Raw genomic sequence first — 25,118 nt, forward strand, 5'->3', positions numbered from 1 at the left:
ACCATCTATTATCCCATTAAAAAGCCTTGCCACAAATGGCAAGGCTTTTACTTATGCAACTAACTAAAAGTTATATGTAGCTTTTACGTAATAAAAACCGCCGTTATAGTCAAACGGTCCACTTTCATAGAAAACGCCACCGACTACAGCTCTTGCTTCGAGCTGTAACCGTTCAGCTTTTTGGTCAAACACATTGTTTGCGCCAGCAGTAATAGTCACTTGATCACTTAAGAAAAAGTTCACTTCAACATCGACAGTGACCGCCGCACTAGCGATTTCAGACCAAGTGTCAGAAGTATCATCGGCATGAGTTGCGTAATACTCACCAAAATAATTGGTGCGAACAAACATGCTTAATGCATCCCAGTTTTGTGACACCGTAAAGGTTGCTCTGTGGTTAGGCACACCTCTTTCTAATCTGCGTACTTTACCATCACTAGTAGTGTCGGGGTTGAACTTATCAACACTTGTTTCGTTCCAGTTGTAAGCCAAAGAAAAATCGGTATCACTACTATCGAAGATTTCCATTGAGTAATTTGCTACGATATCCACACCTTCTGTAGTCGTATCAAAATCGTTAGCAAAATAGGTAACGGCCGATATCAACTCAGGATTTTGCACACCAAGCGCTTCTAGTTCAGCGTAATCTTCAGCTAAAACACTAATTTGACTAGATTGTGTTATACGATCTTCAACTTCAATATTGTAGTAATCAAGAGTAAAGAAAAAATCTCCTGATTGATAAACACCACCAAACGCATAACTAGTAGAATCTTCTGGGGTTAACTCTTTACCACCATAAAATGAAGCTAACGGATCCGTTGGAGGCGCAGTAAAGCTTTGAATCAAATTGCCTTCAACTATTGAAGTTGCAGTATTAACCACATTGGCTTGGCCTACTGTTGGCGCTCTAAAACCTGTACTACTAGAACCACGAATCGAAAATTCGTCTGACACGGCATATTGCAATGTCAATTTATAGTTAGTGGTGTCCCCAAAACTAGAAAAGTCCTCATAACGTATTGCGCCACCCAGTAACAAGTCTTCAGTGACATAGGCTTCAACATCAACGTAAGCGGCGATATTGTGACGAGAATTTTTACCTGCGGCTTCTGGCCCAAAACCTTTAAATCCATGAGAACCAATATTAAATCCTTGGTCTGCATAAGGACCCGCCAACCATGAAGCTTCTTCACCAGCTACAATCTCAAAGGATTCACTACGCCATTCTAAACCGCCAGCCACGTTGATTGGTTCATAGAGACCCGCTTCAACACTTTTGACCAAATCTAGGTTGACGGTTTTTTCTAGCTGAATATAGCTACCAGTATCAAATTCAGTCGGGGTACTTAAACCTAAGGAAGGATTCAGTGTATTGGTAAGGTTAAATGAAGATTCACTCTTACCAATGCTACCACTTAAGTCAAAAAACACATCTGCTAAGAATCCTTCTTTTATCTCACCTTTTGTTCCCACTGCCAAAGATGTGTCTGTGATAGTTCCACCAAACGCCGGTGTATATCCGCCAGGGAATATCTGATTCATCGCAAAACAATTGGGATCCGCTACCATATCTTGGTAGGCATCTGTTTCAAGCACGTTGGGAACATTTGCTGGCACAACTGCACAAGTACGCTCAGCTCCTTGGGATTGCGCGACATCTCCTACCAATAGCGTTTCACCACCATCAATAGAATACACATTGCCACGATTGTGCGGATTCCGATAATAGAAACCACCTATTGCATCTCGTTCGGAGAAGTTACCAAACATATACACTTCTTTATCGTCGCCTAAATCAATACCAGCATTCGCAAAAATAGTAATATCATCATTAATTTCTGGGTTACCCCATATTTGCGCTGGATCGCCGATAGAAGTGTTACCAGCAGCTATAAGTGCTGCTGCGTCTGTGCGCTGCCTACTACGACTAGTCGCATCTGCATTTTTTAACTGAAAGCTTAAGTTTACAAAACCATCTTCTGTTAAAGGTAAGCCTACATTGCCATCTATAATAGTAGCGGTACCATCACCTTCATAATACTCCCCATGTTTAATTGACAAGGACCCGCCGTCAGCTGCATCTTTAAGCACGAAGTTCATCACACCAGCGATAGCATCAGAACCATATTGTGCAGCAGCACCATCTCTAAGGACTTCAACTTGCTTTAATGCTGCACTTGGAATCACTGAAATATCAGGACCTTGGGCACCATCATTAATACCGCCACCTTGGAATGCGATAACAGAGGCTCTATGGCGACGCTTACCATTTACCAAAATTAACGTACTGTCCGAAGACAAACCTCTTAAGTTAATTGGTCGAATTAGAGTAGCCGCATCAGAAATTGGTTGGGCTCGTGAATTAAAAGAGGGAACCGAACTGATTAACATGTCTAACATGTCAACTGAACCTGACTTAGATAATTCGTCACCTCCGATAATATCGACAGGTACCGGTGAATCAGCGACAGAACGAGGAGCGGCTCGAGAGCCTACAACCGCAATTTTCTCGACACTTTCTTCTGTTTCAGCTTCTTGAGCGAGTGCAGGTGATACAGTAATTACACTAGCTGCCGCAGAGGCAGCTATAACGTAGCGAATATTATTCGCTAGCTTTGTGATTGACGTTTTCATAGTTGTTTTCCAGCTTAATAATTTTTTATAATGCTTAAAGACTTTGAAGTGAAAATATTTAACCTTCAATTAGCCATTAAGTGCTTGCTTAGTGTGTCCTGTAAACGCCCCCAAATAGGATAGGCGCATTTAATTTATATACCTGACACGGCCGAAAAACAAACTAATTGCTGAAAATAAAAAATATATATTTTTTGATAGAGGATTTTACTTTGTGCTTTGTCTATAACGGTTGCGGAGCTGTCTTGTGTAGTAGTTCAGACTCAAACTGTCTGTATTTACCGGTAATTTAATTGGCCTGCAATCTTTTATGTTACTTATCTTGTAAATTCGGAGAAGGCTGAGTCACCTTCCCCTCTAATTAAACTATTTTTATCTAAAGTATTTTATCGAAAGTTAGTATCACTTTTATTCCAGAGTTTCATTAGTAGCGACTCGATCGATAAACTAGCGGCTAAACCAAGTCTTTCAGGTAAACTTTTTTTCATGCTGTACTTAACAGTGAATATTTTTTTGTTTTCGTTGGCGTTCAATACATAATCGTCTGAGGTTTGGATTTCATCCACTAAGCCCAACTCTTTCGCCTTAATACCATACCAATACTCGCCTGTTGCTACCTTCCCTATTTCTAACTCAGGCCTTTGAGATTGCACAAAGTCCTTGAACATATGGTGTACGTCTTCCAATTCCGCTTTAAATTTCTCTCTACCTTGCTCGTTATTTTCTCCGAACATGGTTAAAGTCCGTTTAAATTCTCCCGCTGTGTGTTGCTCAAAATCGATATTACTTTTCTTCAACAATTTATTAAAATTCGGTAACTGAGCTATCACACCAATGGAACCAATGATCGCAAACTTAGCCGCTAACACCTGATCAGCAACACAAGCCATCATGTAACCACCACTTGCAGCAACCTTGTCTACAGATATGGTAAGTTTAATCTTTTTGTCTTTGATTCTTTGTAACTGCGAGGCTGCTAAACCATAACCGTGCACTACTCCGCCGCCACTTTCGAGCCTAACTAACACCTCATCTTCAGGCTTAGCCACACATAAAATAGCGGTTATTTCTTCTCGCAAGTAGTCCACTTCATGTGCATCCATCGACCCAGAAAAATCTACAACAAAAAGCTTCCCCTGTTTAGCGTTATCTGTGTCTTGGGACTTACTTTGTTTTTTCTTAGCTTTTAAGGCTTTTTTTTGTTCCTTGTGAAATTGTTTTAGTTCGTCCTTATTTAACAACTCACTTCTAGCAAATTCGGTGATTGACTCTAACTTGTCTGACAACGAGTTGATTTCAAGGTGGCCTTTTCCTTGTTTTTGTTTACTTACTAACCCAATGATACCGCCAAGTGCCAATAGAATGGCCACTACTATTGTTATCGCTTTAGCGATAAATAATCCGTATTCGTATAAAAATTCCAAAACCGTTTACTCCTCAAAATGTTTCGGGTGATATGGGGATAAAAAATCACAAAAAAAGCCAAGTGTGTAAACTTGGCTTTGAATAATGCGTAAATTGACTTAGTTTTCAACAACTGATGTGTCAGAAACCACTATGCTTTCACCATCGGATACAATAAATGATACGGCTTGATTTTGCATTTCTGTGGTAGTTGCAACACTGTCTAATGGACTTAAAAACGAAGAGTGACTACCTGAAATAAATCGAACCACACCACTTCCCATAGAAGACGAAGACACCTGCGATAACCCCATAATATCTGCCAATGGTTGGCCACCGACTAAAGGTAACGAGGTAGTAACGGGATTAACTTGATCTGTCAACGCGGTACTGCCATCGTCATTAGTTCCGCCACCTACGACTAACTGCACCAAAGTTGGCGTGCGACTAGTCAATTCAGCTGCGAAACTAATTGGATCAGATGCGTCCATCACTGTTTGTGCTGCGAAAGCGAATGCCGTAAAGGTATCATTTATGGCTGCAGCTTGTTCAGCGCCTAGCAATCCAAAGAAAGCGGAATAAGCTGGGCCAATTGCCGCTTCAGTAGTAATACCATTTTGGGCAGCAAATCCCGCTAAGAACTCCAAAAACTCAACCGATGTCGTTGCCAAAAGCGAGCCTTTAATATCCGGGCCAATGCTAGGTGAATCAAATAGACCCGCCCCTAAGCCACCAGTGGGTACGTTAATGACAGCAGTTTGGAATGCATACATTGTATCAAATGCCGATAAATCCCCTGCTAAACTTTGATTTGCAATAGCAGTTGCTCCCGTGCCGTAAATGGCACCTAAACTCTGTCCTATAAAATGCACTTCTGACACATCTAAATCAACTAACCCCGTAGTATCATTAATATTGTTTAGGGCTAACCTAAAAGCAACAATATCAGCAATACTTTGGCGAGTGTTATCACGAGCGGTTAATAAACTTAATAGGTTAAGATACTCGTCACTACCATAACTTTCATCATCTAAGGTTATGACCCGGTCACCATGTAAAGGATGATCAATCGCTGCTGAGGCGTATCCCGCCATCGCCAAAGCTGAAGCAACTAACAGCGCATTACTTTTTGACTGACCAATTCCATGTTGAAACACCACTACGGGCCAGCCATTTTCTGGCTTAGTAAGCGCGGGGATCGCGCCCGATGACGCGGCAGAAATAAGCGCAATGACCGACTCATCAGGAACCGTAAACAGAACACTTACCTTCTCGGATCCAGCTTCATTATATAATGTGGTTTCATCATCTGTTTGACGGCCTTGTGACACAGGAATCGGACTAAACTTGGTCAAATTTCTTGGGTCTTGCATACCTAAACTAGTTAAATCCAAATCAAACAATACCCCATCAGAGGCCAACTGACATAAAGCGTTATTAGCGCCAACTTGTCCCGCCTCAACTAAACCAAGGACTATTTCAGTACCTAGTGATTGCAGCGTTGCACCACTCGTACAAGCGCTTTGCCACCAATCACTGGCAGGGTTAGAGGTACTTGAGTAATACGGTAACTTTACCTCACCCTCAACAATAGTCGCATTACAAAATAAGCCGACTTGCGCAAAGGTTGCAGTGGCTTGCGCGTTCAACTCAGAATCAGGATCCGAGACTGCAGCAATTAACCCGTCACAGGTGTCTAGACCGACACTTGCTAATCCAGCCAGTTCAGCTTCAGTCAATAATAAAGAAGCGAAGTTCTCAAATACACTATCTAAGTTTTCCGTAAAATTTGTGGTGATAAGAGGCAAGTATTGCGAAGCAAACGCCTTGGCTGTTGCTAAATCAGCACCACTCGCTAAGGATTGTTGATATGCCTGAGCATAAGAGGCGATATTTAAGGTTTTGATAGTACTTAATACTTCGCCGCTAGATTGGGTAGAAAAATAAGCGGCATATGAAACGTCCGTAGCAGTTAGCCCTTGTGGCTCCAACACATTGACCAATGCGTTTACCAAGCCCTGTAGTTGCAATAGATCATCGGAACCTAAAGGATTAGTTGCGATATTTTGACGCGCTAACTCCCAGCTGATAGAACCTTTAACGGCCCGGCCATCGGTCGACTTTAATTCTTCAGTGACAACCAGCATATGACCTTGAGCGGCTTTCATTGGTGCTAAAGGAACGACACTAATCGATCCGGTTCCAGCAGTGTATGAAGCTACAAAATCGACACCATAGGTTAACTCATTACCTAATTCACAAGGAACGCCTGGGGCTCCAATAGTTGCAGCTAACCCCTGACAATTTTCAGACACTCCTTCAAGGGCCTGTGTCGCTTCAAAAATTCTTATAGATTCACCAGAGACAGTAGCAGCATCGATATCCAAGTCATCTGGAAACGCAACACGAATAGCAAAAGGCATATGAGTGGACCATCCGTCTAATGCACTGAGAGTATGCAGTGGATCCGCAGCGTCAAACTCATTGTCCCCTTCCGTATTTAGGGTAAAGTCAAAAAAATCCCCGCTCGGGATCATTAAAAAATCATTTGGAACGTTTAAATCAGCGGTCGCAGGATTAAATATAATCCTGGCATAGGGCTCTTCTAACACCACCTCTTGTGTTTCATCGATTACCTGTACGTCGCCTGGAAGATCACCTCCACAAGCGGACAATCCGAATAGTGTAATGATCCCTGACATAAGTATTATTTTTTTCATTGTTTACCCCTGTTTAACGTCTTAACGTCGATTCATTTTATATTTTAGACAATTGTAATTAATAGCTTTTAGGCTCGCTTTAAATGTGCACGCACTTTAAAAAGATGTAAGTGAGTTGTGTAAATGGTGTGACCAGTTGAGTTGTTTGTATACTATTTCCTTTATGTGTTACTTGCAAAGTTTAGATAATAATCTCGAACAAAAATCACTTACTACTTTAAGCTGTGACTTTCGTAGCGCGGTACAACAGTGATACCATTAGTTCATCGATTTATTTAGATGTTTATTATGCATTCCTATACACCAGAAAAAAACTATTTAGAGAAAAAAACTATCCTTGTAACTGGAGCCGGAGACGGTATTGGTAGACAAGCAGCGCTGCATTACGCGAAATATGGCGCGACTGTAATTTTACTTGGAAAAACCGTTGCAAAGTTAGAAAGTGTTTATGATGAAATCATCGACAACCAAGGCAACGAACCGGCGATAGTTCCGTTAGATTTACAAGGAGCCACCGCACAACATTACCGTGATATGGCAAATACGATAAGTGATCAATTTGGTTGTTTAGATGGATTATTACACAACGCTAGTTTGTTAGGTCATTTAGGACCATTTTCACAAATAAGCGAACAAGATTGGCAAAACGTCATACAAGTCAATGTTACTAGCCAGTTTTTAATGACCCAAGCTTTATTGGGTGTGTTACAAAAAGCGCAGCAATCTTCAGTTATATTCACTACTTCTAGTGTTGGAATCAAAGGCCGAGCCTACTGGGGTCCTTACTCGATTTCAAAGTTTGCAACTCAAGGCATGATGGAAGTGTTGGCAGATGAATACGAAAACAGCAACATTCGTTTTAATTGTATTAATCCTGGTGCTACAAAAACAGCAATGCGAGCTAAAGCCTATCCTGCTGAAAATGCAGATCAAGTAACACCACCACAACAAATAATGCCGCTTTACTTGTATCTAATGGATAGCCAATCTAAGGCAGCAAATGGCCAAACCTTCGAAGCACAACCTAAATGACATCTCAGCATTCTTAAAATACTAGTGTAACCCTCAAAAAAAACGGACATTAAAGTCCGTTTTTTGGGTTACTTGTTTTGTTTCTAGCCCTGATCCATCCTCGCCCAAGTATCTCTTAACCCAACCGCTCGATTAAAAACTAACCTGTCCGCAGCACTATCTTGGTCTTTGCAAAAGTATCCTGTTCGTTCAAACTGCATTGGAGTGTTAAGTTGCACATCAACAAGGCTAGGTTCAACGATACCTTGCTTAACAACCAAAGACTCTTCATTGATACTGTCTAAGAAATCTTGTTCTGCGGCGGGATTAGGCACCTTAAACAGTCGATCGTATAATCGAATTTCCGCGGGCACGCCATGAGATGCAGACACCCAATGGATCACACCCTTAACTTTCCTACCGTCAGCAGGATCTTTACCTAAGGTATCTTTATCATAGCTACAATAAACCGTGGTGATATTCCCTTGTTCATCTTTTTCTACACGCTCAGCCTTTATCACGTAAGCATTTCTTAAGCGTACTTCTTTACCTAAAACTAAACGTTTAAACTTTTTATTGGCTTCTTCTTTGAAGTCTTCAGCTTCAATAAAGATCTCTCTACCAAATGGCACTTCTCTACTTCCCATTGATTCATTCGCAGGGTGATTCGCTGCACTCAAGTTTTCGACTTCACTACCTTGGTAGTTTTCTATTACAAGTTTTAAAGGTTCAAGTACTGCCATCGCTCTGGGCGCTTGAGCATTTAGCTCTTCTCTCAAACAGGCTTCTAAAACAGACATTTCAACCATATTATCCATTTTAGTTACCCCAATACGTTTGCAAAATTCACGTATCGACGCTGATGTATATCCACGACGACGCAAACCAGCAACAGTTGGCATACGCGGATCATCCCAACCACTCACTTGATTATCTTCGACCAATTGAATTAATTTACGTTTACTTAATACCGTGTACTCCAGGTTTAACCTTGAAAATTCATATTGATGAGGCGTGCTGTCAATTGTGATATTGCTTAACACCCAATCATATAAACGTCTATTGTCTTGAAACTCTAAAGTACACAGCGAGTGTGTAATGCCTTCAATTGCATCTGAAATACAATGTGTAAAGTCGTACATTGGGTAGATGCACCATTTATCTCCCGTTTGGTGATGGTGCGCGAATCTAACACGATACAATGCGGGGTCGCGCATACACATAAAAGGCGAGCTCATATCTATTTTTGCCCTAAGCAAACACTCGCCTTCTTTAAATTCACCATTTCTCATTTTTTCAAACAGTGCTAAATTCTCAGTGGCACTGGTATCACGATATTGACTATTTTTACCAGGCTCCTTTAAGGTACCGCGCAACTCCCGCATTTGCTCTTGAGTAGAAAAATCAACATAAGCAAGCCCCTTATTAATTAATTCCACCGCGAAAGCGTAAAGTTGATCAAAGTAGTTAGACGAATAGCGCACTTCGCCACTCCAACTAAAACCTAACCAATTAACATCTTGTTGAATCGAGTTAACGTAATCTATGTCTTCTTTCTCAGGGTTAGTATCATCAAATCTAAGGTTACAATGACCATGATAATCCTGTGCGATGCCAAAATTTAAACAAATAGACTTAGCATGACCAATATGCAAATACCCATTTGGCTCTGGTGGAAAACGAGTCTGGATTGTTGTATGTAAACCTTCGTTAATATCTTTATCTATGATTTGACGAATAAAATTGGTCGGACGACTGTCAGTCTCGGCCATTAATGCACCCTCTTGGTAAAACTTACGAATATTAAGCCGGATATTATACCAGTATCGAATATCAAGATAATAATTTTTACTCCACAAATAGTTATATATTGCTAACTACAAAGAATGATTTTGAAATGATCGAAGTCGAAGCAATAAAAAGTCGATGTTAAATTGTTACAAAACAATCTAAGATACTGGCATATATAGAAATTGTTCGTGATTTCAAGTTTTACTTAGGAATGCAGTAGCCAATAATTATGAGAGATAAAGCCACTTCTTTTGATATTGCCCATCGAGCAGGTGTTTCCCAGTCTACGGTATCCAGAGCATTGCGCAATAGCCCGTTAGTGAATAAAGAAACTCGAGACAAAATTCAAGCCATTGCCGCAGAGCTAAACTACAAAGTTGATAAAAACGCCAGCAATTTGCGTCGTCAGCACAGCTTAACGCTAGCTCTGTTGTTATTTGAAGATCCAACTTCCGACGATTCTCTAATCAATCCATTTTTTCTATCCATGTTGGGCAGTATAACCAAAGCAAGCACTAAAGCCGGCTACGATTTATTGGTATCGTTTCAAAACCTAAATGATGATTGGCATGCTGAATATGAAGATTCAAACAAAGCTGACGGTCTGATTTTATTGGGCTACGGTGACTATACGGATTACCGTGACAAGCTGTCAAAATTAGAAGAACAAGGCACGCATTTTGTTCGATGGGGCGCCCACGACGTTGACCATCCTGGGGTTTCGATTGGCTGTGATAATATGCAAGGTGGATTTGATGTTACCCAACATATATTAACAATGCAGCGGAACAAATTTGCATTTATTGGTGAAGCAGGCAGTCAAGCACCTGAATTTAAAGAGCGATACTTAGGGCATTGCCAGGCATTAAAGGATTCTGGCCTAAGAGTAGAGAAAGACATGCAATTTGACGCAATTTCTACTGAGCAATCAGGTTATCAAGCAGTAAAAAAGCTATTGAATACAGGAAATCAATTTGATGCGCTGTTTTGCGCCAGTGATTTAATTGCCTTGGGAGCAATGCGGTGTTTACAAGAAAATGGCCTTAGTATCCCCAATGATGTCGCCATTGCCGGTTTTGATAACATCCCCATTTCTAGTTTTGCCAATCCCGCATTAACAACCGTGCATCAAAATACAAAATTGGCTGGAGAGATATTAGTCGATAGTTTGCTTAAATTAATTAGTGGGGAACATGTCCCCCACTATCTAATGCCCGTTGATTTAGTCGTGCGCCAATCGAGTGGAACACCTTAGGCTACTATTTATTTTTCATCAGTCGTTGCAACTCTTCAACTAAAAGTGCATTTGAGATCTCACCCTCACGCAGCCAAACCGCAACTGAATGGGCTGCCACCTGCGTGTTTAATTGCAAGTTTGACTGGTTAATAGTGATTTCGTCATCGCTCATTTGGCTGATCCAGTTACCTTCTTGCATATACTTATTTACATTAAAATCAGCATGGTGGTCACCCTTATTTAATAACACTAAGACTGTTTGTGAAATCCCGTTTAGCACCAGTACACGGTAAAAAGCGGCTTTATTTCCAGCTAATTCAATATTAACTTGCAATCCACTTTGCAACGCTTGGATATTTTTTCGCACTCTGGCAATCTTAGACAACGCTTCGTGTATTTTATGTTTCTTCGCGAGCTCAATATTATCTTGCCCAAAATAGTTTCTATTACCCATATGCTCAGATTTTCCACGCATAAACGCCATTTCGGATCCTTGATAAATAACTGGAATACCACGACTGGTAAATAACCAGTTATGAACATCAATAAAACCTTCATCTGTAGCATTCAATCTGGGCATATCGTGATTATCGTAAAAAGTCGTCAATTCATAAGGATTGACATAGGGACCGTGGGTTAAATGTAAATAATAAGCCAATTTCCCATAATCACTTTCCGGGTTTTCAAAGGTTTCAACCAGAGCACTTTTACCTACAAAGTCTAATACACTGATGCCACCATTTTTCGGTAACGTATGCTGCGCTAAAAAATTTGCATCATGATTAAAGCTTTCACCAAACATAAAAAAGTCTGGATGTTTAGCCCTCACTTTATCCGACATAAGCCGCCAAAAAGCGTGAGGTACGTGTTTAATAGTATCAATACGAAACGCATCTGCTCCCTGCTCTATCCAATATAAATAGGAATTAATTAGATACTCCTGTAATGCAGGAGATCTATCATTGAGATTGGAGAGTTGCATGATATCTGGAGTAGTATGGAACATCTTGTGAAGTGGGTTATTGACATCTAATTCTTCAGGCCTAAGGTTTTGATGGTCAGCCACTAAATTCCCTTCAATGTCATACAATTCGCCAAATTTGGGCTGATCTATTGGCATATCAAAAGAGGGGGAACCGTGATTTGCAACAATATCAAAAACAGATTTAAGACTAAATCGTTGTCGCATTTGTTGAGTGTATTCTTTGTATCCTAAGTTGACTGAAGGATAATGTTCATCAATTTGATAAAAATTATTGGCCCAATAGCCATGATAACCTGTCTTTCCTCCATCCTTAAAAGCACCGCCAAACTCAATAGGGTCACCGCCAGAAAAGGCTTGATCAGGATTATCCAAAATTGGCGTTAACCAAACCGCCGTAAATCCCATATCGCTAATATATTGACCGTTATCTAATACTCCTTTTAAATCTCCACCTAAATACCCTACATTGGCGGATTCTCCATTTTCACCCGTCAGAGGGATGTCAAATGTCGGCCATTCTTCTCCTTGCTGCATTTGATTGTTGCTTGGATCTCCGTCAACAAAACGGTCGGTCATCACAAAATATACGGCTTCTTTCGCAAAGGGATGTTTTGTTCCATAGAATTCTGTTGCGGCAGTATTTTCCCTAGAAATCTTGTTGTTTTTAATATTGTTTTCGGGTTGGCAAGACGACATCAACATACAAGATATTAATGCCACAGTTACTAAATTATTATTTGTACTTAGCACAATTGAATTCCTAATCTGGGATTTTTACGCGTAGAGTCATTATGCCCGCTATCAACATACTGCAGCCGCCAATTACTAGAGCGTATACAGGTTGATTATCAAATATTTTGGTTACCAAAAACCCTAAAATACTTGCGGCTAGGATCTGTGGAATGACAATAAAAAAGTTAAATATCCCCATATAAACGCCCATTTTTTTAGCGGGCAAAACATTAGACAAGATGGCATAGGGAACCGATAAAATAGAGGCCCACGCAAATCCAACTCCAACCATAGATAGCACTAACCAAGCAGGATCTCTAATAAATATGAAAGATATGAATCCCACTCCACCTAAAGATAAATTAATCAAGTGAGCAAATTGTAAATTTGAAAATCGTACAATTATGGGAATAATAATAGCGGCAAATATTGATACTCCATTATAGGTAGCCATAAGGATTGACACCCAATCCGCTCCCTCATTATATACAGCTGAGGTAACATCAGTGCTGGAATAATGGAATGAAGTGACAGCCGAATTGGTATAGATCCACATAGCAAACAGCGGAAACCACGAAAAAAACTGCACAACAGCTAATTGTCGCATCGCTTGAGGCATAGCAAACAAATCGTTCATGACTTCAGAAAAACCATTAGTAGCCACTGAGTTTTTACTTAAATACGCCGCAATGAGTTGGCAAATTCCAAAGGCACTTAAACCTCCGGCCAGAATATATAGGTTTTTATCTAGGCTATCGATATTGCCAGCAATAACAAAATATAAGCCTATCCCTATAGCCAAATAGATACACCCACCGCGAAAATAGGCATGACTAGAACGTGGAATTTGTGGTTCGCTATGAGTGCCTTCTTTAGATGATTGCGCCTCTTCATAGGCTGCAAGTAATTCTGGTGAATATTCCTTAGTGGAAAACACAGTCCAAAGTACCGCTACTAAAAATATACTGCCACCTGCATAAAATGAAAACTTAACAGACTCTGGGATCATTCCAGGTGGCGCAACATTACTGATATTAAACCAATTGGTCATCATCCACGGCAAGGCAGAGGCCACGACTGCCCCAACACCTATAAAGAAGGTTTGCATCGCATACCCCATGGCGCGCTGCTTTTTAGGTAACATATCTCCAACAAAAGCTCTAAAGGGTTCCATAGAGACATTAATTGACGCATCCATAATCCATAACATACCCGCAGCTAACCACAGCGTTGGCGAATTGGGCATAATAAATAATGACAAACTAGCGGCTATTGCTCCCCACAAAAAATAAGGTCGCCTGCGCCCTAAACGATTCCACGTATTGTCACTCAAGTAACCAATAATAGGCTGTACAATTAACCCTGTGATTGGCGCTGCGACCCACAGAACAGCTAAATTACTGTAGTCTGCGCCTAAGGCTTCAAAGATACGGCTAACGTTAGAATTCTGTAAGGCAAAACCAAATTGAATACCTAAAAATCCAAAACACATATTCCAGATTTGCCAAAAATTTAATTGGGGTTTTGTTTTGTGCATTAAACATTCTCTAATACATACGTGATGATTTGCCTATAGCGCAGATGCATCACAACTGTTAATAAAAAGTAAATTGGTACTGCAGAGAGTACCCTGATTATAAGTAAATCAACAACTTAATGCATACGTATTCAGGCTATCTAAAGACGCCTGATTGATTCACTAGTGGTAAAGGTTTGGCATTACAGAGTGTGTCCCTTAGCCAGTTTGGAACGGGGGTTTTCTGGTAAGTTTTAGTATCGACCATCACGTAGGTAATACTACAATTGGCAATCTTCGATTTTGAGTGGGCATGACTAATAGTCAACTCGAAACTATATGATGTGTTACCGACTTTTTTTGTTGCAACATTGATCTCTAGCACATCATCAAATCTTGCAGAGGAAAGCCAATCAATCTGTAAACTGACCACTTGATTATCTAACCCTTTAGCCAATAAAGTCTCAAAGCCACCCAGTGCTTCTCTGAAATATTCAGTCATGGCCACATCGATATAATCTGCATAACGAGCGTTAAATACCACTTGTTGCGCATCACATTCGCCATATCGAACCCTCATAAGAACAGTGAAGTTAGATTGTAGGTCCGAATGTTTATTTGGCATTTTGTTCCTTAGTGCAGTCTCTGATGTGTTTCTATTTCTGATGATATATCAACTTGCCACGGCTCTTCTTGATCTATTTCTGAGTCGTCGTCTTGACCTTCCCATTCGTAGCGTTCTACTTGTGGTTTAGGATCATTATTACGCCAAATTAGCGCAGCAAAGACGCCCGCGATGGCTCCAAAGAAATGATACTCAAAAGAGGTGCCCTCTTCTCTGGGGAATATCGTCATTGTCATTCCACCATACAGTAAGAATGCAATCATCATAATAGCCACAGAACTTTTATCACGGCGAAAGATGCTGACAACAAACATAAAGAAAAACATGCCGTGGGTTAAACCGCTTGCTCCGATGTGGCTCGCCTCGCGTGCTAATAACCACACCCCAATTCCTGACAAAATCCAGACTAATCCTATGACCTTCCACCAAGATTTTGGATAACCATAATATAAGAAGCTCGTTAATATCAGGATCGCAAAGGTATTATTAAATAGATGTTCCAACGAGCCATGAATTAACGGTGCTGTAATGATCCCAACCAACCCCATTGCATGCAAAGGGACTAACCCCAAACCACTCAGGTTTAGGTTGAATAATATTTGTGCCGATTTAATGCACCATAAAATGCCTATAAAACACAAGGTATAGAAAATGCTTTGTTTGAGTCTGGTGTTATCTTTCATGACACTGATATTGGGTAGAACATTTTATTTTAAAGGAGGCTGTCTTTAATTATTCAGTTAAAGTTCATATACTCGGTTTCATAATGCGTACAAAGATAATCGTGGCAGTTTCCCAAAGGGATCAATAAATGAAACTCACAACAATTACTTATTTAGTTACTTTATTAGGGTTTTCTCACCTTTGTTACTCCCAATCCTGTGGAAAACTAATTGCTAATTCCATGGTTACACAAGGCGATTTTGCGGTCACTCTAGAAAAGCACAATGGTGATCGGTTAACTTTCCCGAAGCAAGCCGGAATAGCGAGAACCCCCTTTGAATCTAGCGGTTTTGCAACATTTTCACTTTCACCGGGTGTTCATGAATTTACTGGTTACGCCATTTGTACAAGTGGAATATGCAATAAGTCTCGTTTACTTGGCGGTGGTGACGCCGATGGAGTCAAATTTGCAATCGATATTGAGGCTGGTAAAAGTTATAAGATTGCAGCAAAACCGGCCTTGAAAGCCAGTCTGATTCCTGGCAAACGTTTTGATATATTTGTCATAACTGAGCAGGACATTCAATGTGAAGGAAACGCAAGAGAAGCGTTAACAACCGACAATTACGACCGAGACATATTAGTAGCGTCAAAATAACGCTAGGCAATAACCCATAGCGTTCTAATTTAACGCTGCGCTAACAGCTAACCGGTTATATCTGTCGCACAATGCCAATAAATTATGGATTATGAACTGGTTTGTACGCCATTTTGAATTATCGGCAAATACGAATACCTAACCTAGCCACCTGCTCCTTAATGAAAGCCCTGCCACCTCTGCAAATCAAAAGATGTATTGAAAAACGCCATCGAAATACTCTTTGTGCCTTGTACAACAACTTAAGGTTTGACAAACCCTCACTTTTTCAAGTTAAATAACTGATTTTAATTGTAAAAAGAAAAATAAATAAGCAAATAGAATAATTAGCTTTGCGTAGTCGAACGGCTTAAGAACTACTTTATCGAGAGTTGACTGATTAAATTGGATAATCGAATTAAGAGTAAGTGTTTAACAATCTATGTGGCCATGGTCGATTTTACGATGGCAATGTGTCTGATATTTGTCGCAAACATAGCTCACGCCGAACAATATCAAATAGAACTACTCGCTGATTTTAGCCACTTGAACCAAACAAGTAACCATACTCAGTGGTTGAGCCCTTTAGCTAGCGTTATCGATGATGAATATTTCATAGCCCAAGACAATGGTCTTGTGTACTTGCTTAAAACTGGAGAAACCAATACACAAAACGCCATTCTAAATGTACCTTTACATAATCCGTCGTTTATTTCCCTTAGTGCTATCGGTCGACACCCTAGTTTTTCTTTACCTGAAGAGCCCGGATACGCCACCTTCTATACAGCCCACACGGTTGAGTTCACTCCTGATAAATACGCCAATCGAATAACCGTTGAAGGGAGTAACTTTGATTTCGGATTTGAGTCAGTGATTACAGCTTGGACATACGATTTTGAGACCCAGCAACTCGATCCACAAACTCAAAGAGAAGTATTGCGCGTTCCCATTCCCTCCCCTAATCATGCCATCCAACAATTGAAATTTGAGCCCTACCTCAAGCCATGGAACGCCAATTATGGCTTAATGTATTTTTCGTTAAAGTACATAGAAGAACTAAAAGAACACCCGTTGTATTCGGGTGGAATACTTCGTATTTCTCCTCTAATTTTTGGAGCTAGGAATTACACGGTTTCCCAATCTAATCCTTTTGTAAAAACACCCGAAATAAATGATGAAATAGTCGTAATGGGTGGTCACGATGTTAATAATTTTTTCTGGGCCAAATATAGCCATGAATCTATTTTTATCCAGCACTATATTGGCAAACAACATTGGCTTAGCAAAGCAAGAATAGGGGTCAATTTGCAGGACCAAAACTTGTCCGACAATTTATGGCTATCACCAAAAGAAATGACTTCTTCTTTACTTTATCAAGGTCGTGAATTTCTAAACCTTAGAAATAAGGTGGTGTTTTTTAACCATATAAATAATCAATGGCAGTTAAATTCAATTAGTCTTGAGTCTTTGAATACAGAAACCCCAACTGTCGAACACGTGATTAGACTACAAGGAATATCAACAAACTCTCATTTAACTGTTCATCAAAACAATCACAATGAAATGGTAATTTTTGACAATACACAGAGTAAGCTGTATTCGTTTCATGCAAGCAATGTAACTTCGGTTGAAGAACAAAGTTTCGAGCCCAATCCGAGTGAACCAGGATCGCAGTATATAATTTTCTTAGTGTTACTATTAACTGTTTCGAGCATCACTTTAATTTACATCTATCGCAAAAATTCGGCATATAAGCGCGCTATTTATCCTTTAGATAAGGGTTATGTAAGATTTGAATACGAACTAAGAAAAGAAACCATATTACTGTTTAAGATCAAACAGAAGAAAGCACACAAAACGCTGCGTTTGAAAGAGATCAATCGCTGCGAAATATTGTTAAACAATCAATCAATCAAAGTTTTCGATGAGCAACCTAGCAATGCAATAAGTAATAGACTTGAAGAAGATATACGAAGTCAATTTATTAAAGAACACGACAAAAAAATGCAAGAAGATCAAACGCGACAAATTGAAGTTATCTTGTCTGACAATAATGGTAGTTACACGATTTGCCTTTACCTTAGAAAAGGTAATACTAGGGTAACAGGTAATAAGTATTTCACTACTGTCGATATACTGCTTGATCTATGTTGGATGGTGTCAAAACATGTTAATTCCCACACGGAAACTAGAACAGTAACCCTGTTGCCATTCTCACGCCCTAATTTGCAGGACCCCATTAGACAAGTTGTAAAACCGCAATTAGATCAACCCAGCAATGAACCCTCTATTACGAAAACTCAGCCAGTATCACCGCCCACAGAACCTGAAAACAATGCGCCGACGTTAAAAGAATCACCCGCTGCTACACCTGAAAAACATCAATCGGATGTTGTTGAGGCACTCGAAAAATTGGTCAAGTTACACGCTCAAGGTTATTTGACAGATGAAGAGTTTAGTTTAGCGAAAAGCAATTTATTGCAGTAAATTCTGCCTGTTGCTAACTTTTACTTACCGCTAACTCTTAATGGTAGCGAGTTCTTGTTGGGTATCAATATCAAGGGCGGCTTCTGGAATATCCACACCAACAATTTTATCTTTGTTTTGACGAAGAATGAACTTGGCGCCTTTATCTCCATTCAATTCACTTAACTGAGAAAAAAACGCTTGGGGAAATATACACGGCGCCCCAAGGTTACCAATATATTTTGCCGCAATAATATATTCTGGGAATAGTTTTGATTTAGCTAGCAACTCTGAAATCATAGGTTGAGTGACTAATACTTGGTCGGCTAAACCAACAAACACATGTGTGGTATCCGGTGCGAGCAGAGATATACCTTGCGCTAGCGTATGACCCATACCTCTTTTCCAAGTAACAATTTCTCGTTTATTGATACTTTTGGGCAGCACTTGTGCAATCACAGAAGCGTTGGCGCCCAACAATACATGCCCATCAGATATATCAGGGATCCAGCTTCCATTTTGACGATACTGCGATAAACAATGACAAATCATAGGTTGACCGTAAATATCAGCGAGTTGTTTGATGCCCGCAAAACGTTTACTTTCTCCGGCCGCCAACAGAATTAGTTCTGTTTTCACTACTTTAAAATACCACTAATAGACAAGCCGTCGGCGTTTTCCAAGGCTGCATGTGCCTCTGACAACATAGACAAAGCAATGGATTCAGGTAATTCACCACCTAACCTTAACCCTACTGGGTTAGCCAACGGTTTAGATAAATCACTTCTAGACAATTCTGCAATAGCTAATACTCGGTCCGTACGATGGATAGGGCCCAATAATCCGACGTACTTGGCACTGCTACCTTGAACCAAACGCAACGCAGCTGCATCTAACTTAATATTATGAGTCAGTATAAGTGCAACATCGATTTGACCGAGCCAAGAAGCCGAATCGAGTTGTGCGATAGGTTGACGAATAATCGCGGTAGCTTTTGTGAAATATTCGGGTTTGCCATATCCAACCCGAGGATCAACTAGCAATACTTGCCAGCCTAGTTCACAGGCCATCGCAACCAAAGGTCTTGCATCGACTCCCGCTCCGAATACAGCGATTAATGGGGCCGGGCTAAGTCTGTGTACAAAAAGCTGAACGTTCTCTTTATCAGGGTAGATACAGGTGTCAGTATGACCTTTCTCGATCACTCGCACTTCATTAACCGCAAACCCTTCGTCAATTTGTTGAACATATTCAACTTCTTGCCTAGCTTCTAAATAGTTATTTAATTCATCGAGTTTCAGGTAATCGTTGTTTGCGTGAACTGGTTGCAATAAAATTCGCACCATTCCTCCACACCCAATCCCTAATTGCCAAGCTAGATCTTCTTCTTCGCGCATATCGTACACTATGATGCGGTTGCGTTGATTATCCCAGCATCGTCTTGCTTGACGCATAATATCTGACTCTAAACAACCACCGCTTAATAAGCCAAAATATTGTCCAAGGTCATTGATCAACATCATGGCGCCCGCTTTTCGGTATGAAGAACCATCTGTTTCGATAATAGTAGCCAATACCCATAACTGCTTATCTCGATTATCGGTCCAGTGCCTTAATAATTGGCTTATCCTATTAGACATCTGAGTTATTCTACCGTTTCTGTTGTAAAGGGTACTTTAGGCTTGCGTATATCAATCACCAAGGTTTCGGAAATTTTATCTTGAATAGCTTGTCGATTGGGGTCCCAAAAAACCTGTAAAAATCCAGTCAAACCCGTCGCTAATCCTGCGGCATATCCACCATAACGACCGAAACTTTCCCACAGATTCAAAGGTTGATTGTCCAGTTTAATCACTTTCATCCCGAGCAGCCTTTTGCCCGGTGTTTGTCCACGCCACCATGCAGTGAATATACTAAAATAAAAAGCCGCCCAACCTAAACCAAGACCTAATTCTTCGATCCACTCTTTTAAACGCGCAAACAACCCTTTTGGTTTTTCGATATTTGTGTCGCCAGAAGTTGAATTTAAGTCCCCTGGTTCTGCAACTGCAGGCTCAACAACTTCTGGTTCTGTTAACTCGGCGGCGACCCCTGCATTTGTTTGTACTAATGTTTGTGTATCTAGAAATTGCTTCAAATACGCTTTTAGCTGCTGTTCTTCGTCACTGTTAATAGAATCCGCCACACCAGAAGTAAACCCCTCGACTATCTCATCTGTAGTATTTTTGTCCAATCCCAATGTAACCACATCTTCTATTAAATCTTCACCTAAACTTTGCATGCATTGCAAAGCAGGTTCACATTCGCCTTCCCGAATTTGTTGTTTTGTTGCTTTAGCATCCATTAGATATTTTGCTGTTAAAGCGATGAGTTCAATGCTGTCTTCAATATTATCATTTTCGATAGTGGCAGAAGGGCTATCGTCAACATCGTCAGCAGCACTGTTGTCGTTTAATTTATCAAACAGACCTGTGGCCACAACAAACAATAAGATAGCGACCAATAACCGCAATAGGATCCGCACAGCATTAAAACGTTTTTTAGTTTTTAAGCGATTTCCAGCTTTGAAAAAGGTCCATGCTGCGATAATAGCCAAGACCAAACTGCTAACTTGAGTGAGTAGGCTGATCAAAAACAAATCGATTAGCATGCCAAATCCTCGACGAAATGGCCCTGCTAATGGTGTGCCCAATAGTTCATCTGCCACAAAGAACGCGTAGGGTGTCACGATTTGTCGTGTTTCTTTGCGACTTAAATGACTGTTTGCTTTGTTAGCGTCTGAGGATCCTGCCTCATTTTCTGCGGATAATTGCGGGTCCAATCGTTCAATTTTTAAGTGTCTGTGTTTTTCCATTATCGGTTTTTTATCCGCTTCTTTTAGTTAGGCTTTTAATCCCCTCTCCTATTCCGTCTAACGTGAGGGGAAACATTCGTTCAGTCATCAACTCTTTCATTATGCTAATAGAAGCATAATAACTCCAGTATTGAGCGAGTTGTGGATTAAGCCATATTGCATGTTCAAAATGATTAAGTAAACGCTGCATCCAAACCGAACCTGCTTCTTCATTCCAATGTTCTACACTGCCACCCGGATAGGTGATCTCATATGGACCCATAGTGGCATCACCTACAAATATTAATTTATAGTCTGCGCCATATTTGTGGATGATGTTAGCAATTGGAATGACCTCACGATCGCGTCTTTTGTTATCTTTCCACACCCCTTCATAAACACAGTTGTGAAAATAAAAATATTCAAGGTGTTTAAACTCAGTGTGTACCGCTGAAAACAACTCTTCGCATTCCTTTATGTGCGCGTCCATCGAGCCACCTACATCGAAAAACATCAACACTTTCACAGCGTTGTGACGCTCTTGAACCATGTGAATATCAAGTAAGCCTGCATTCTTAGCCGTTGAGCCTATAGTGGTAGGTATGTCCAATTCTTCGGTTGCACCGGTACGCGCAAATTTACGTAATTTTCTAAGCGCAACTTTTATATTACGGGTACCTAACTCAACATCTCCAGCTAGGTTTTTGAACTCGCGTTTATCCCAGACCTTGGCCGCGGAAAAATTCCTGTTTCCCTGCTGACCTATGCGTACGCCTTCTGGATTGTAACCATTGGCGCCAAAGGGAGAGGTTCCACCTGTACCAATCCATTTATTACCACCTTGATGGCGCTTTTCTTGTTCAGCCAAGCGCTCTTTAAGTGTTTTCATCAGTTCGTCAAGACCACCCAAAGCTTTAATTTGGGCTTTTTCCTCTTCACTGAAATGGCGTTCCAATGCGTTTTTTAACCATTCTTCTGGAATATCTTTACCAAATAAATCAATACTTTGTACACCTTCAAAATAATCAGCGAAGGCTCGATCAAATTTATCGTACTGGCTCTCGTCTTTAACCATTGTCAATTTTGACAATATATAGAAATCATCAACACTCGCAAAAATCACCCCTTTTTCAAGGGCGTTTAGCAAATCCAGTAGCTCTCTTAGACTAACTGAAAGGCGGTACTCTCTTAGCTTAAAAAAGAAATCGACTAACATTAACGGCGCGCCATAAAGACCAGTTTTTCAAACAAATGAATATCTTGTTCATTTTTTAACAATGCACCATAAAGCGGCGGGATACTTTGTTTACCATCTTTATTTTGCAACGCTTCTGCTGGAATATCTTCGGCAACTAACAATTTTAACCAATCGATTAATTCAGAAGTTGAAGGTTTTTTGCGTAAACCAGGAACGTCACGTAAGTCAAAGAATGATTGTAATGCTTGATTGAGTAACACTTTTTTAATTTCAGGGAAATGTACATCTACAATCTGGCGCATTTCATCAGCATCAGGAAACTGAATGTAATGGAAGAAACAACGGCGTAAAAAAGCATCAGGCAGTTCTTTTTCATTGTTAGATGTAATAATAACAATTGGACGTTGCTTGGCTTTAACTAGTTGTTGGGTCTCATATACAAAAAATTCCATTTTATCGAGTTCTAACAATAGATCGTTCGGAAATTCAATATCCGCTTTGTCTATTTCATCAATCAATAAGATGGTGCGCTTATCCGTGTCAAACGCCTGCCATAACTTACCTTTGACTATATAGTTACCTATGTCATGGACTTTTTCATCACCTAACTGCGAGTCTCGTAAACGCGAAACCGCATCGTATTCGTACAACCCCTGTTGTGCCTTTGTGGTTGACTTAATATGCCACTGAATGAGATTCGCATCTAAACTTTTTGCCAATTCCTCTGCTAACATGGTTTTGCCTGTACCTGGCTCCCCTTTAATTAACAAAGGTTTTTCCAAGGTGATTGCCGCGTTCACAGCAAGTTGCAACTCACGACTAGCAATATATTTCTCTGTTCCATTAAACGCCATTTAAAACCTCAAACACAAATTAACAAATGATTAACCATAAGATATAGCGAAAAAGCACTTTAAATAAAGCCTCCCACCCTTACCTCTGGATATGAATGTCATTATGATAAAACAGTTTTAGGGGCTTTATATATCAATAATATTTATAGGGCCAGTTGTTGTTTTAGCTATATATAAGAACAATACCCGACAGAATTACTAATTGACGGTGAACTAATCAGGGTTACACTGTAAAAATAGAAATAATAAGCAAGGAAATAACTATGCAAGTATACGACGATAATTCACTCGCCATTGGCAAAACACCTTTAGTCAAACTTAACCGTGTTACAGGCGGAAACGTTTACGCAAAAATCGAATCAAGAAACCCAAGCTTTAGTGTAAAATGCAGAATTGGCGCCAATATGATTTGGGATGCAGAAAAAAAAGGACTTCTCAAACCAGGTAATGAAATTGTTGAGGCGACCAGTGGCAATACGGGCATAGCATTAGCATTTGTCGCTGCTTCAAGAGGTTACAAAATTACCTTAACTATGCCTAGTTCTATGAGTCTTGAGCGTCGTAAATTACTTAAAGCCATGGGTGCTAACTTGGTCCTTACCGAAGCACCAAAAGGCATGAAAGGCGCTATTGCTGCAGCCAATGAAATTGTTGCCTCAGATCCATCAAAATATATTCCAATGCACCAGTTTGAAAACCCTGCCAACCCTGAAATTCATGAAAAAACAACAGGGCCTGAAATTTGGAATGATACAGATGGCAAGATAGACATTTTTGTCGCCGGTGTGGGCACAGGTGGAACCTTAACAGGAGTCAGTCGTTACATTAAGAATACTGAAGGTAAGGCTATCACCACTGTCGCTGTTGAGCCAACTGACTCTCCTGTAATTACACAAGCAAAAGCCGGAGCTGAACTCACGCCAGGACCTCACAAAATCCAAGGCATAGGTGCAGGCTTCATCCCAGGCAACTTAGATTTGGATATGGTTGACGCTGTGGAACAAGTCAGTAACGAAGAATGTATGGCTATGACACACCGGCTAATGAAAGAAGAAGGTATTTTAGCAGGTATTTCTTCTGGAGCAGCTGTAGTGGCAGCGAAACGTTGGGCTGAGAAACCAGAAAACGCCAACAAGAATATCGTGGTCATTTTAGCCAGCGCATCAGAACGTTATTTAAGCAGTCCTTTGTTCGCTGGCGAGTTTTCTGATTCAGAAAATATCCAATAATGAATAGTTTTATTGGGTAAATACCTAATAATGTGATCGAGAAGGGAGGCTTATGCCTCCCTTTTCTTTAGATGAAACGATAAACAGGATAAGATTGTTATTATATTATTCAATGAAGATACGGGATCTACTATGCTACGAAATGTCAGCTTTTTACTAATAGTTGCGATGCTTTTTGGCGCATGTGATAAAACACCTTCAAAACAAGGTGGCGGTAAATTTGGAATGTTAGATAAAGGCAACCCTGAATTTGCGGCCATTGAATTTTTTGATCATATATACCACAGCAAAGGAATAGACGGGGCAATAAGTTTAAGTACACCTAAAATGGAGCGACTTTTACGTTCGTATCATACCAACAAAGGTGTTCAAAAACATGTGTTAAACATGCGATTTGATCGAGTCACCATTCAGCCTAGATCGCGCAGTGCTGGCAGAAACGAATTTGCAAAAGATGCCGAAATATCGCTATTTTTTGAGGGCGAATTGGATGGTGAAGTGTTAAAAGATATGCGCCTTGTGCAATTAATAAAAGTCGGTAAAGACTGGAAAGTTGATGTAGTGAGTTTAAACTAAAACT

19 protein-coding genes are annotated in these 25,118 nt (G+C 40.3%); 6 read left to right on the top strand and 13 right to left on the bottom strand.

What is annotated here, in order from left to right; translation table 11 throughout:
* Positions 1-63: 63 nt before the first annotated feature.
* The 3 genes from KO534_RS05710 to KO534_RS05720 all read right to left on the bottom strand — a co-directional run bounded on the left by KO534_RS05710 (position 64) and on the right by KO534_RS05720 (position 6,761).
* Positions 64-2,637 (bottom strand): TonB-dependent receptor plug domain-containing protein, encoded by a 2,574-nt coding sequence (locus KO534_RS05710; RefSeq protein WP_215928296.1) that lies wholly within the window; start codon positions 2,635-2,637, stop codon positions 64-66.
* A gap of 386 nt (positions 2,638-3,023) precedes the next feature.
* The gene (gene sohB / locus KO534_RS05715; protein ID WP_215928298.1) at positions 3,024-4,061 is read right to left on the bottom strand and encodes a protease SohB; all 1,038 of its coding nucleotides are present in this window, start codon (positions 4,059-4,061) and stop codon (positions 3,024-3,026) included.
* Between the two features lie 99 nt (positions 4,062-4,160).
* Entirely contained in the window at positions 4,161-6,761 is a 2,601-nt protein-coding gene (locus KO534_RS05720) for a VolA/Pla-1 family phospholipase (protein WP_215928300.1), read from the bottom strand.
* A gap of 288 nt (positions 6,762-7,049) precedes the next feature.
* On the opposite strand from KO534_RS05720, the gene KO534_RS05725 reads away from it, so the two are divergent.
* The gene (locus KO534_RS05725; protein ID WP_215928302.1) at positions 7,050-7,793 is read left to right on the top strand and encodes a YciK family oxidoreductase; all 744 of its coding nucleotides are present in this window, start codon (positions 7,050-7,052) and stop codon (positions 7,791-7,793) included.
* Positions 7,794-7,876: 83 nt separating this feature from the next.
* Here the strand turns inward: KO534_RS05725 and glnS are convergent, their stop codons facing one another.
* Complete coding sequence (gene glnS / locus KO534_RS05730) at positions 7,877-9,544, bottom strand: glutamine--tRNA ligase (RefSeq protein ID WP_215928304.1); 1,668 nt, start codon at positions 9,542-9,544, stop codon at positions 7,877-7,879.
* A gap of 248 nt (positions 9,545-9,792) precedes the next feature.
* Here glnS and KO534_RS05735 point away from each other — a divergent pair, with 248 nt between their 5' ends.
* The gene (locus tag KO534_RS05735; protein ID WP_215928306.1) at positions 9,793-10,818 is read left to right on the top strand and encodes a LacI family DNA-binding transcriptional regulator; all 1,026 of its coding nucleotides are present in this window, start codon (positions 9,793-9,795) and stop codon (positions 10,816-10,818) included.
* Positions 10,819-10,822: 4 nt separating this feature from the next.
* On the opposite strand, the gene KO534_RS05740 is transcribed toward KO534_RS05735, so the two are convergent.
* From KO534_RS05740 to KO534_RS05755, 4 genes are all read right to left on the bottom strand, one after another.
* Complete coding sequence (locus KO534_RS05740; RefSeq protein ID WP_436836575.1) at positions 10,823-12,481, bottom strand: alpha-amylase family glycosyl hydrolase; 1,659 nt, start codon at positions 12,479-12,481, stop codon at positions 10,823-10,825.
* Positions 12,482-12,545: 64 nt separating this feature from the next.
* The gene (locus tag KO534_RS05745) at positions 12,546-14,054 is read right to left on the bottom strand and encodes an MFS transporter (RefSeq protein ID WP_215928308.1); all 1,509 of its coding nucleotides are present in this window, start codon (positions 14,052-14,054) and stop codon (positions 12,546-12,548) included.
* Positions 14,055-14,190: 136 nt separating this feature from the next.
* Positions 14,191-14,658 (bottom strand): acyl-CoA thioesterase, encoded by a 468-nt coding sequence (locus KO534_RS05750; protein ID WP_215928310.1) that lies wholly within the window; start codon positions 14,656-14,658, stop codon positions 14,191-14,193.
* Positions 14,659-14,666: 8 nt separating this feature from the next.
* A complete protein-coding gene (locus KO534_RS05755) occupies positions 14,667-15,341 on the bottom strand; it encodes a rhomboid family intramembrane serine protease (protein WP_215928312.1) in 675 nt (224 codons plus the stop codon).
* Between the two features lie 128 nt (positions 15,342-15,469).
* Here KO534_RS05755 and KO534_RS05760 point away from each other — a divergent pair, with 128 nt between their 5' ends.
* Together KO534_RS05760 and KO534_RS05765 are read left to right on the top strand one after the other, a co-directional pair.
* Positions 15,470-15,979, top strand: coding sequence for a hypothetical protein (locus tag KO534_RS05760; RefSeq protein WP_215928315.1), 510 nt, complete (start codon positions 15,470-15,472; stop codon positions 15,977-15,979).
* 444 nt (positions 15,980-16,423) lie between these two features.
* Positions 16,424-18,445, top strand: coding sequence for an SHOCT domain-containing protein (locus KO534_RS05765; RefSeq protein ID WP_215928317.1), 2,022 nt, complete (start codon positions 16,424-16,426; stop codon positions 18,443-18,445).
* Between the two features lie 30 nt (positions 18,446-18,475).
* On the opposite strand, the gene KO534_RS05770 is transcribed toward KO534_RS05765, so the two are convergent.
* Genes KO534_RS05770 through KO534_RS05790 form a run of 5 tightly spaced genes read right to left on the bottom strand, consistent with a single transcriptional unit; the run spans position 18,476 to position 23,309 of the window.
* Positions 18,476-19,063, bottom strand: coding sequence for a nucleotidyltransferase family protein (locus KO534_RS05770; protein WP_215928318.1), 588 nt, complete (start codon positions 19,061-19,063; stop codon positions 18,476-18,478).
* Entirely contained in the window at positions 19,063-20,064 is a 1,002-nt protein-coding gene (locus KO534_RS05775; RefSeq protein ID WP_215928319.1) for an XdhC family protein, read from the bottom strand. Before KO534_RS05775 ends, KO534_RS05770 begins: the two co-directional genes overlap by 1 nt.
* 5 nt (positions 20,065-20,069) lie before the next feature.
* The gene (locus KO534_RS05780) at positions 20,070-21,278 is read right to left on the bottom strand and encodes an RDD family protein (protein ID WP_215928321.1); all 1,209 of its coding nucleotides are present in this window, start codon (positions 21,276-21,278) and stop codon (positions 20,070-20,072) included.
* Between the two features lie 10 nt (positions 21,279-21,288).
* Complete coding sequence (locus KO534_RS05785) at positions 21,289-22,473, bottom strand: vWA domain-containing protein (RefSeq protein ID WP_215928324.1); 1,185 nt, start codon at positions 22,471-22,473, stop codon at positions 21,289-21,291.
* A complete protein-coding gene (locus KO534_RS05790) occupies positions 22,473-23,309 on the bottom strand; it encodes an AAA family ATPase (RefSeq protein WP_215928327.1) in 837 nt (278 codons plus the stop codon). Before KO534_RS05790 ends, KO534_RS05785 begins: the two co-directional genes overlap by 1 nt.
* 263 nt (positions 23,310-23,572) lie before the next feature.
* Between KO534_RS05790 and cysK the strand changes: the two genes are divergently transcribed.
* Positions 23,573-24,538 (top strand): cysteine synthase A, encoded by a 966-nt coding sequence (cysK, locus tag KO534_RS05795; protein WP_215928330.1) that lies wholly within the window; start codon positions 23,573-23,575, stop codon positions 24,536-24,538.
* Positions 24,539-24,670: 132 nt separating this feature from the next.
* Complete coding sequence (locus KO534_RS05800; protein WP_215928332.1) at positions 24,671-25,114, top strand: hypothetical protein; 444 nt, start codon at positions 24,671-24,673, stop codon at positions 25,112-25,114.
* Positions 25,115-25,118: the final 4 nt, after the last annotated feature.

Source organism: Paraglaciecola arctica (assembly GCF_018861065.1).
Taxonomy (GTDB): Bacteria; Pseudomonadota; Gammaproteobacteria; order Enterobacterales; family Alteromonadaceae; genus Paraglaciecola; species Paraglaciecola arctica_B.

What these genes read in the sequence shown, in the direction of transcription:
- KO534_RS05790 (WP_215928327.1), bottom strand. Translation starts at nt 23,309, where the DNA reads ATGGCGTTTAATGGAACAGAGAAATATATTGCTAGTCGTGAGTTGCAA.
- KO534_RS05710 (WP_215928296.1), bottom strand. Translation starts at nt 2,637, where the DNA reads ATGAAAACGTCAATCACAAAGCTAGCGAATAATATTCGCTACGTTATA.
- KO534_RS05735 (WP_215928306.1), top strand. Translation starts at nt 9,793, where the DNA reads ATGAGAGATAAAGCCACTTCTTTTGATATTGCCCATCGAGCAGGTGTT.
- KO534_RS05750 (WP_215928310.1), bottom strand. Translation starts at nt 14,658, where the DNA reads ATGCCAAATAAACATTCGGACCTACAATCTAACTTCACTGTTCTTATG.
- KO534_RS05800 (WP_215928332.1), top strand. Translation starts at nt 24,671, where the DNA reads ATGCTACGAAATGTCAGCTTTTTACTAATAGTTGCGATGCTTTTTGGC.
- KO534_RS05775 (WP_215928319.1), bottom strand. Translation starts at nt 20,064, where the DNA reads ATGTCTAATAGGATAAGCCAATTATTAAGGCACTGGACCGATAATCGA.
- KO534_RS05765 (WP_215928317.1), top strand. Translation starts at nt 16,424, where the DNA reads ATGGCAATGTGTCTGATATTTGTCGCAAACATAGCTCACGCCGAACAA.
- KO534_RS05780 (WP_215928321.1), bottom strand. Translation starts at nt 21,278, where the DNA reads ATGGAAAAACACAGACACTTAAAAATTGAACGATTGGACCCGCAATTA.
- KO534_RS05755 (WP_215928312.1), bottom strand. Translation starts at nt 15,341, where the DNA reads ATGAAAGATAACACCAGACTCAAACAAAGCATTTTCTATACCTTGTGT.
- KO534_RS05745 (WP_215928308.1), bottom strand. Translation starts at nt 14,054, where the DNA reads ATGCACAAAACAAAACCCCAATTAAATTTTTGGCAAATCTGGAATATG.
- KO534_RS05740 (WP_436836575.1), bottom strand. Translation starts at nt 12,481, where the DNA reads ATGTCGTCTTGCCAACCCGAAAACAATATTAAAAACAACAAGATTTCT.
- glnS (WP_215928304.1), bottom strand. Translation starts at nt 9,544, where the DNA reads ATGGCCGAGACTGACAGTCGTCCGACCAATTTTATTCGTCAAATCATA.
- cysK (WP_215928330.1), top strand. Translation starts at nt 23,573, where the DNA reads ATGCAAGTATACGACGATAATTCACTCGCCATTGGCAAAACACCTTTA.
- KO534_RS05760 (WP_215928315.1), top strand. Translation starts at nt 15,470, where the DNA reads ATGAAACTCACAACAATTACTTATTTAGTTACTTTATTAGGGTTTTCT.
- KO534_RS05785 (WP_215928324.1), bottom strand. Translation starts at nt 22,473, where the DNA reads ATGTTAGTCGATTTCTTTTTTAAGCTAAGAGAGTACCGCCTTTCAGTT.
- KO534_RS05725 (WP_215928302.1), top strand. Translation starts at nt 7,050, where the DNA reads ATGCATTCCTATACACCAGAAAAAAACTATTTAGAGAAAAAAACTATC.
- KO534_RS05720 (WP_215928300.1), bottom strand. Translation starts at nt 6,761, where the DNA reads ATGAAAAAAATAATACTTATGTCAGGGATCATTACACTATTCGGATTG.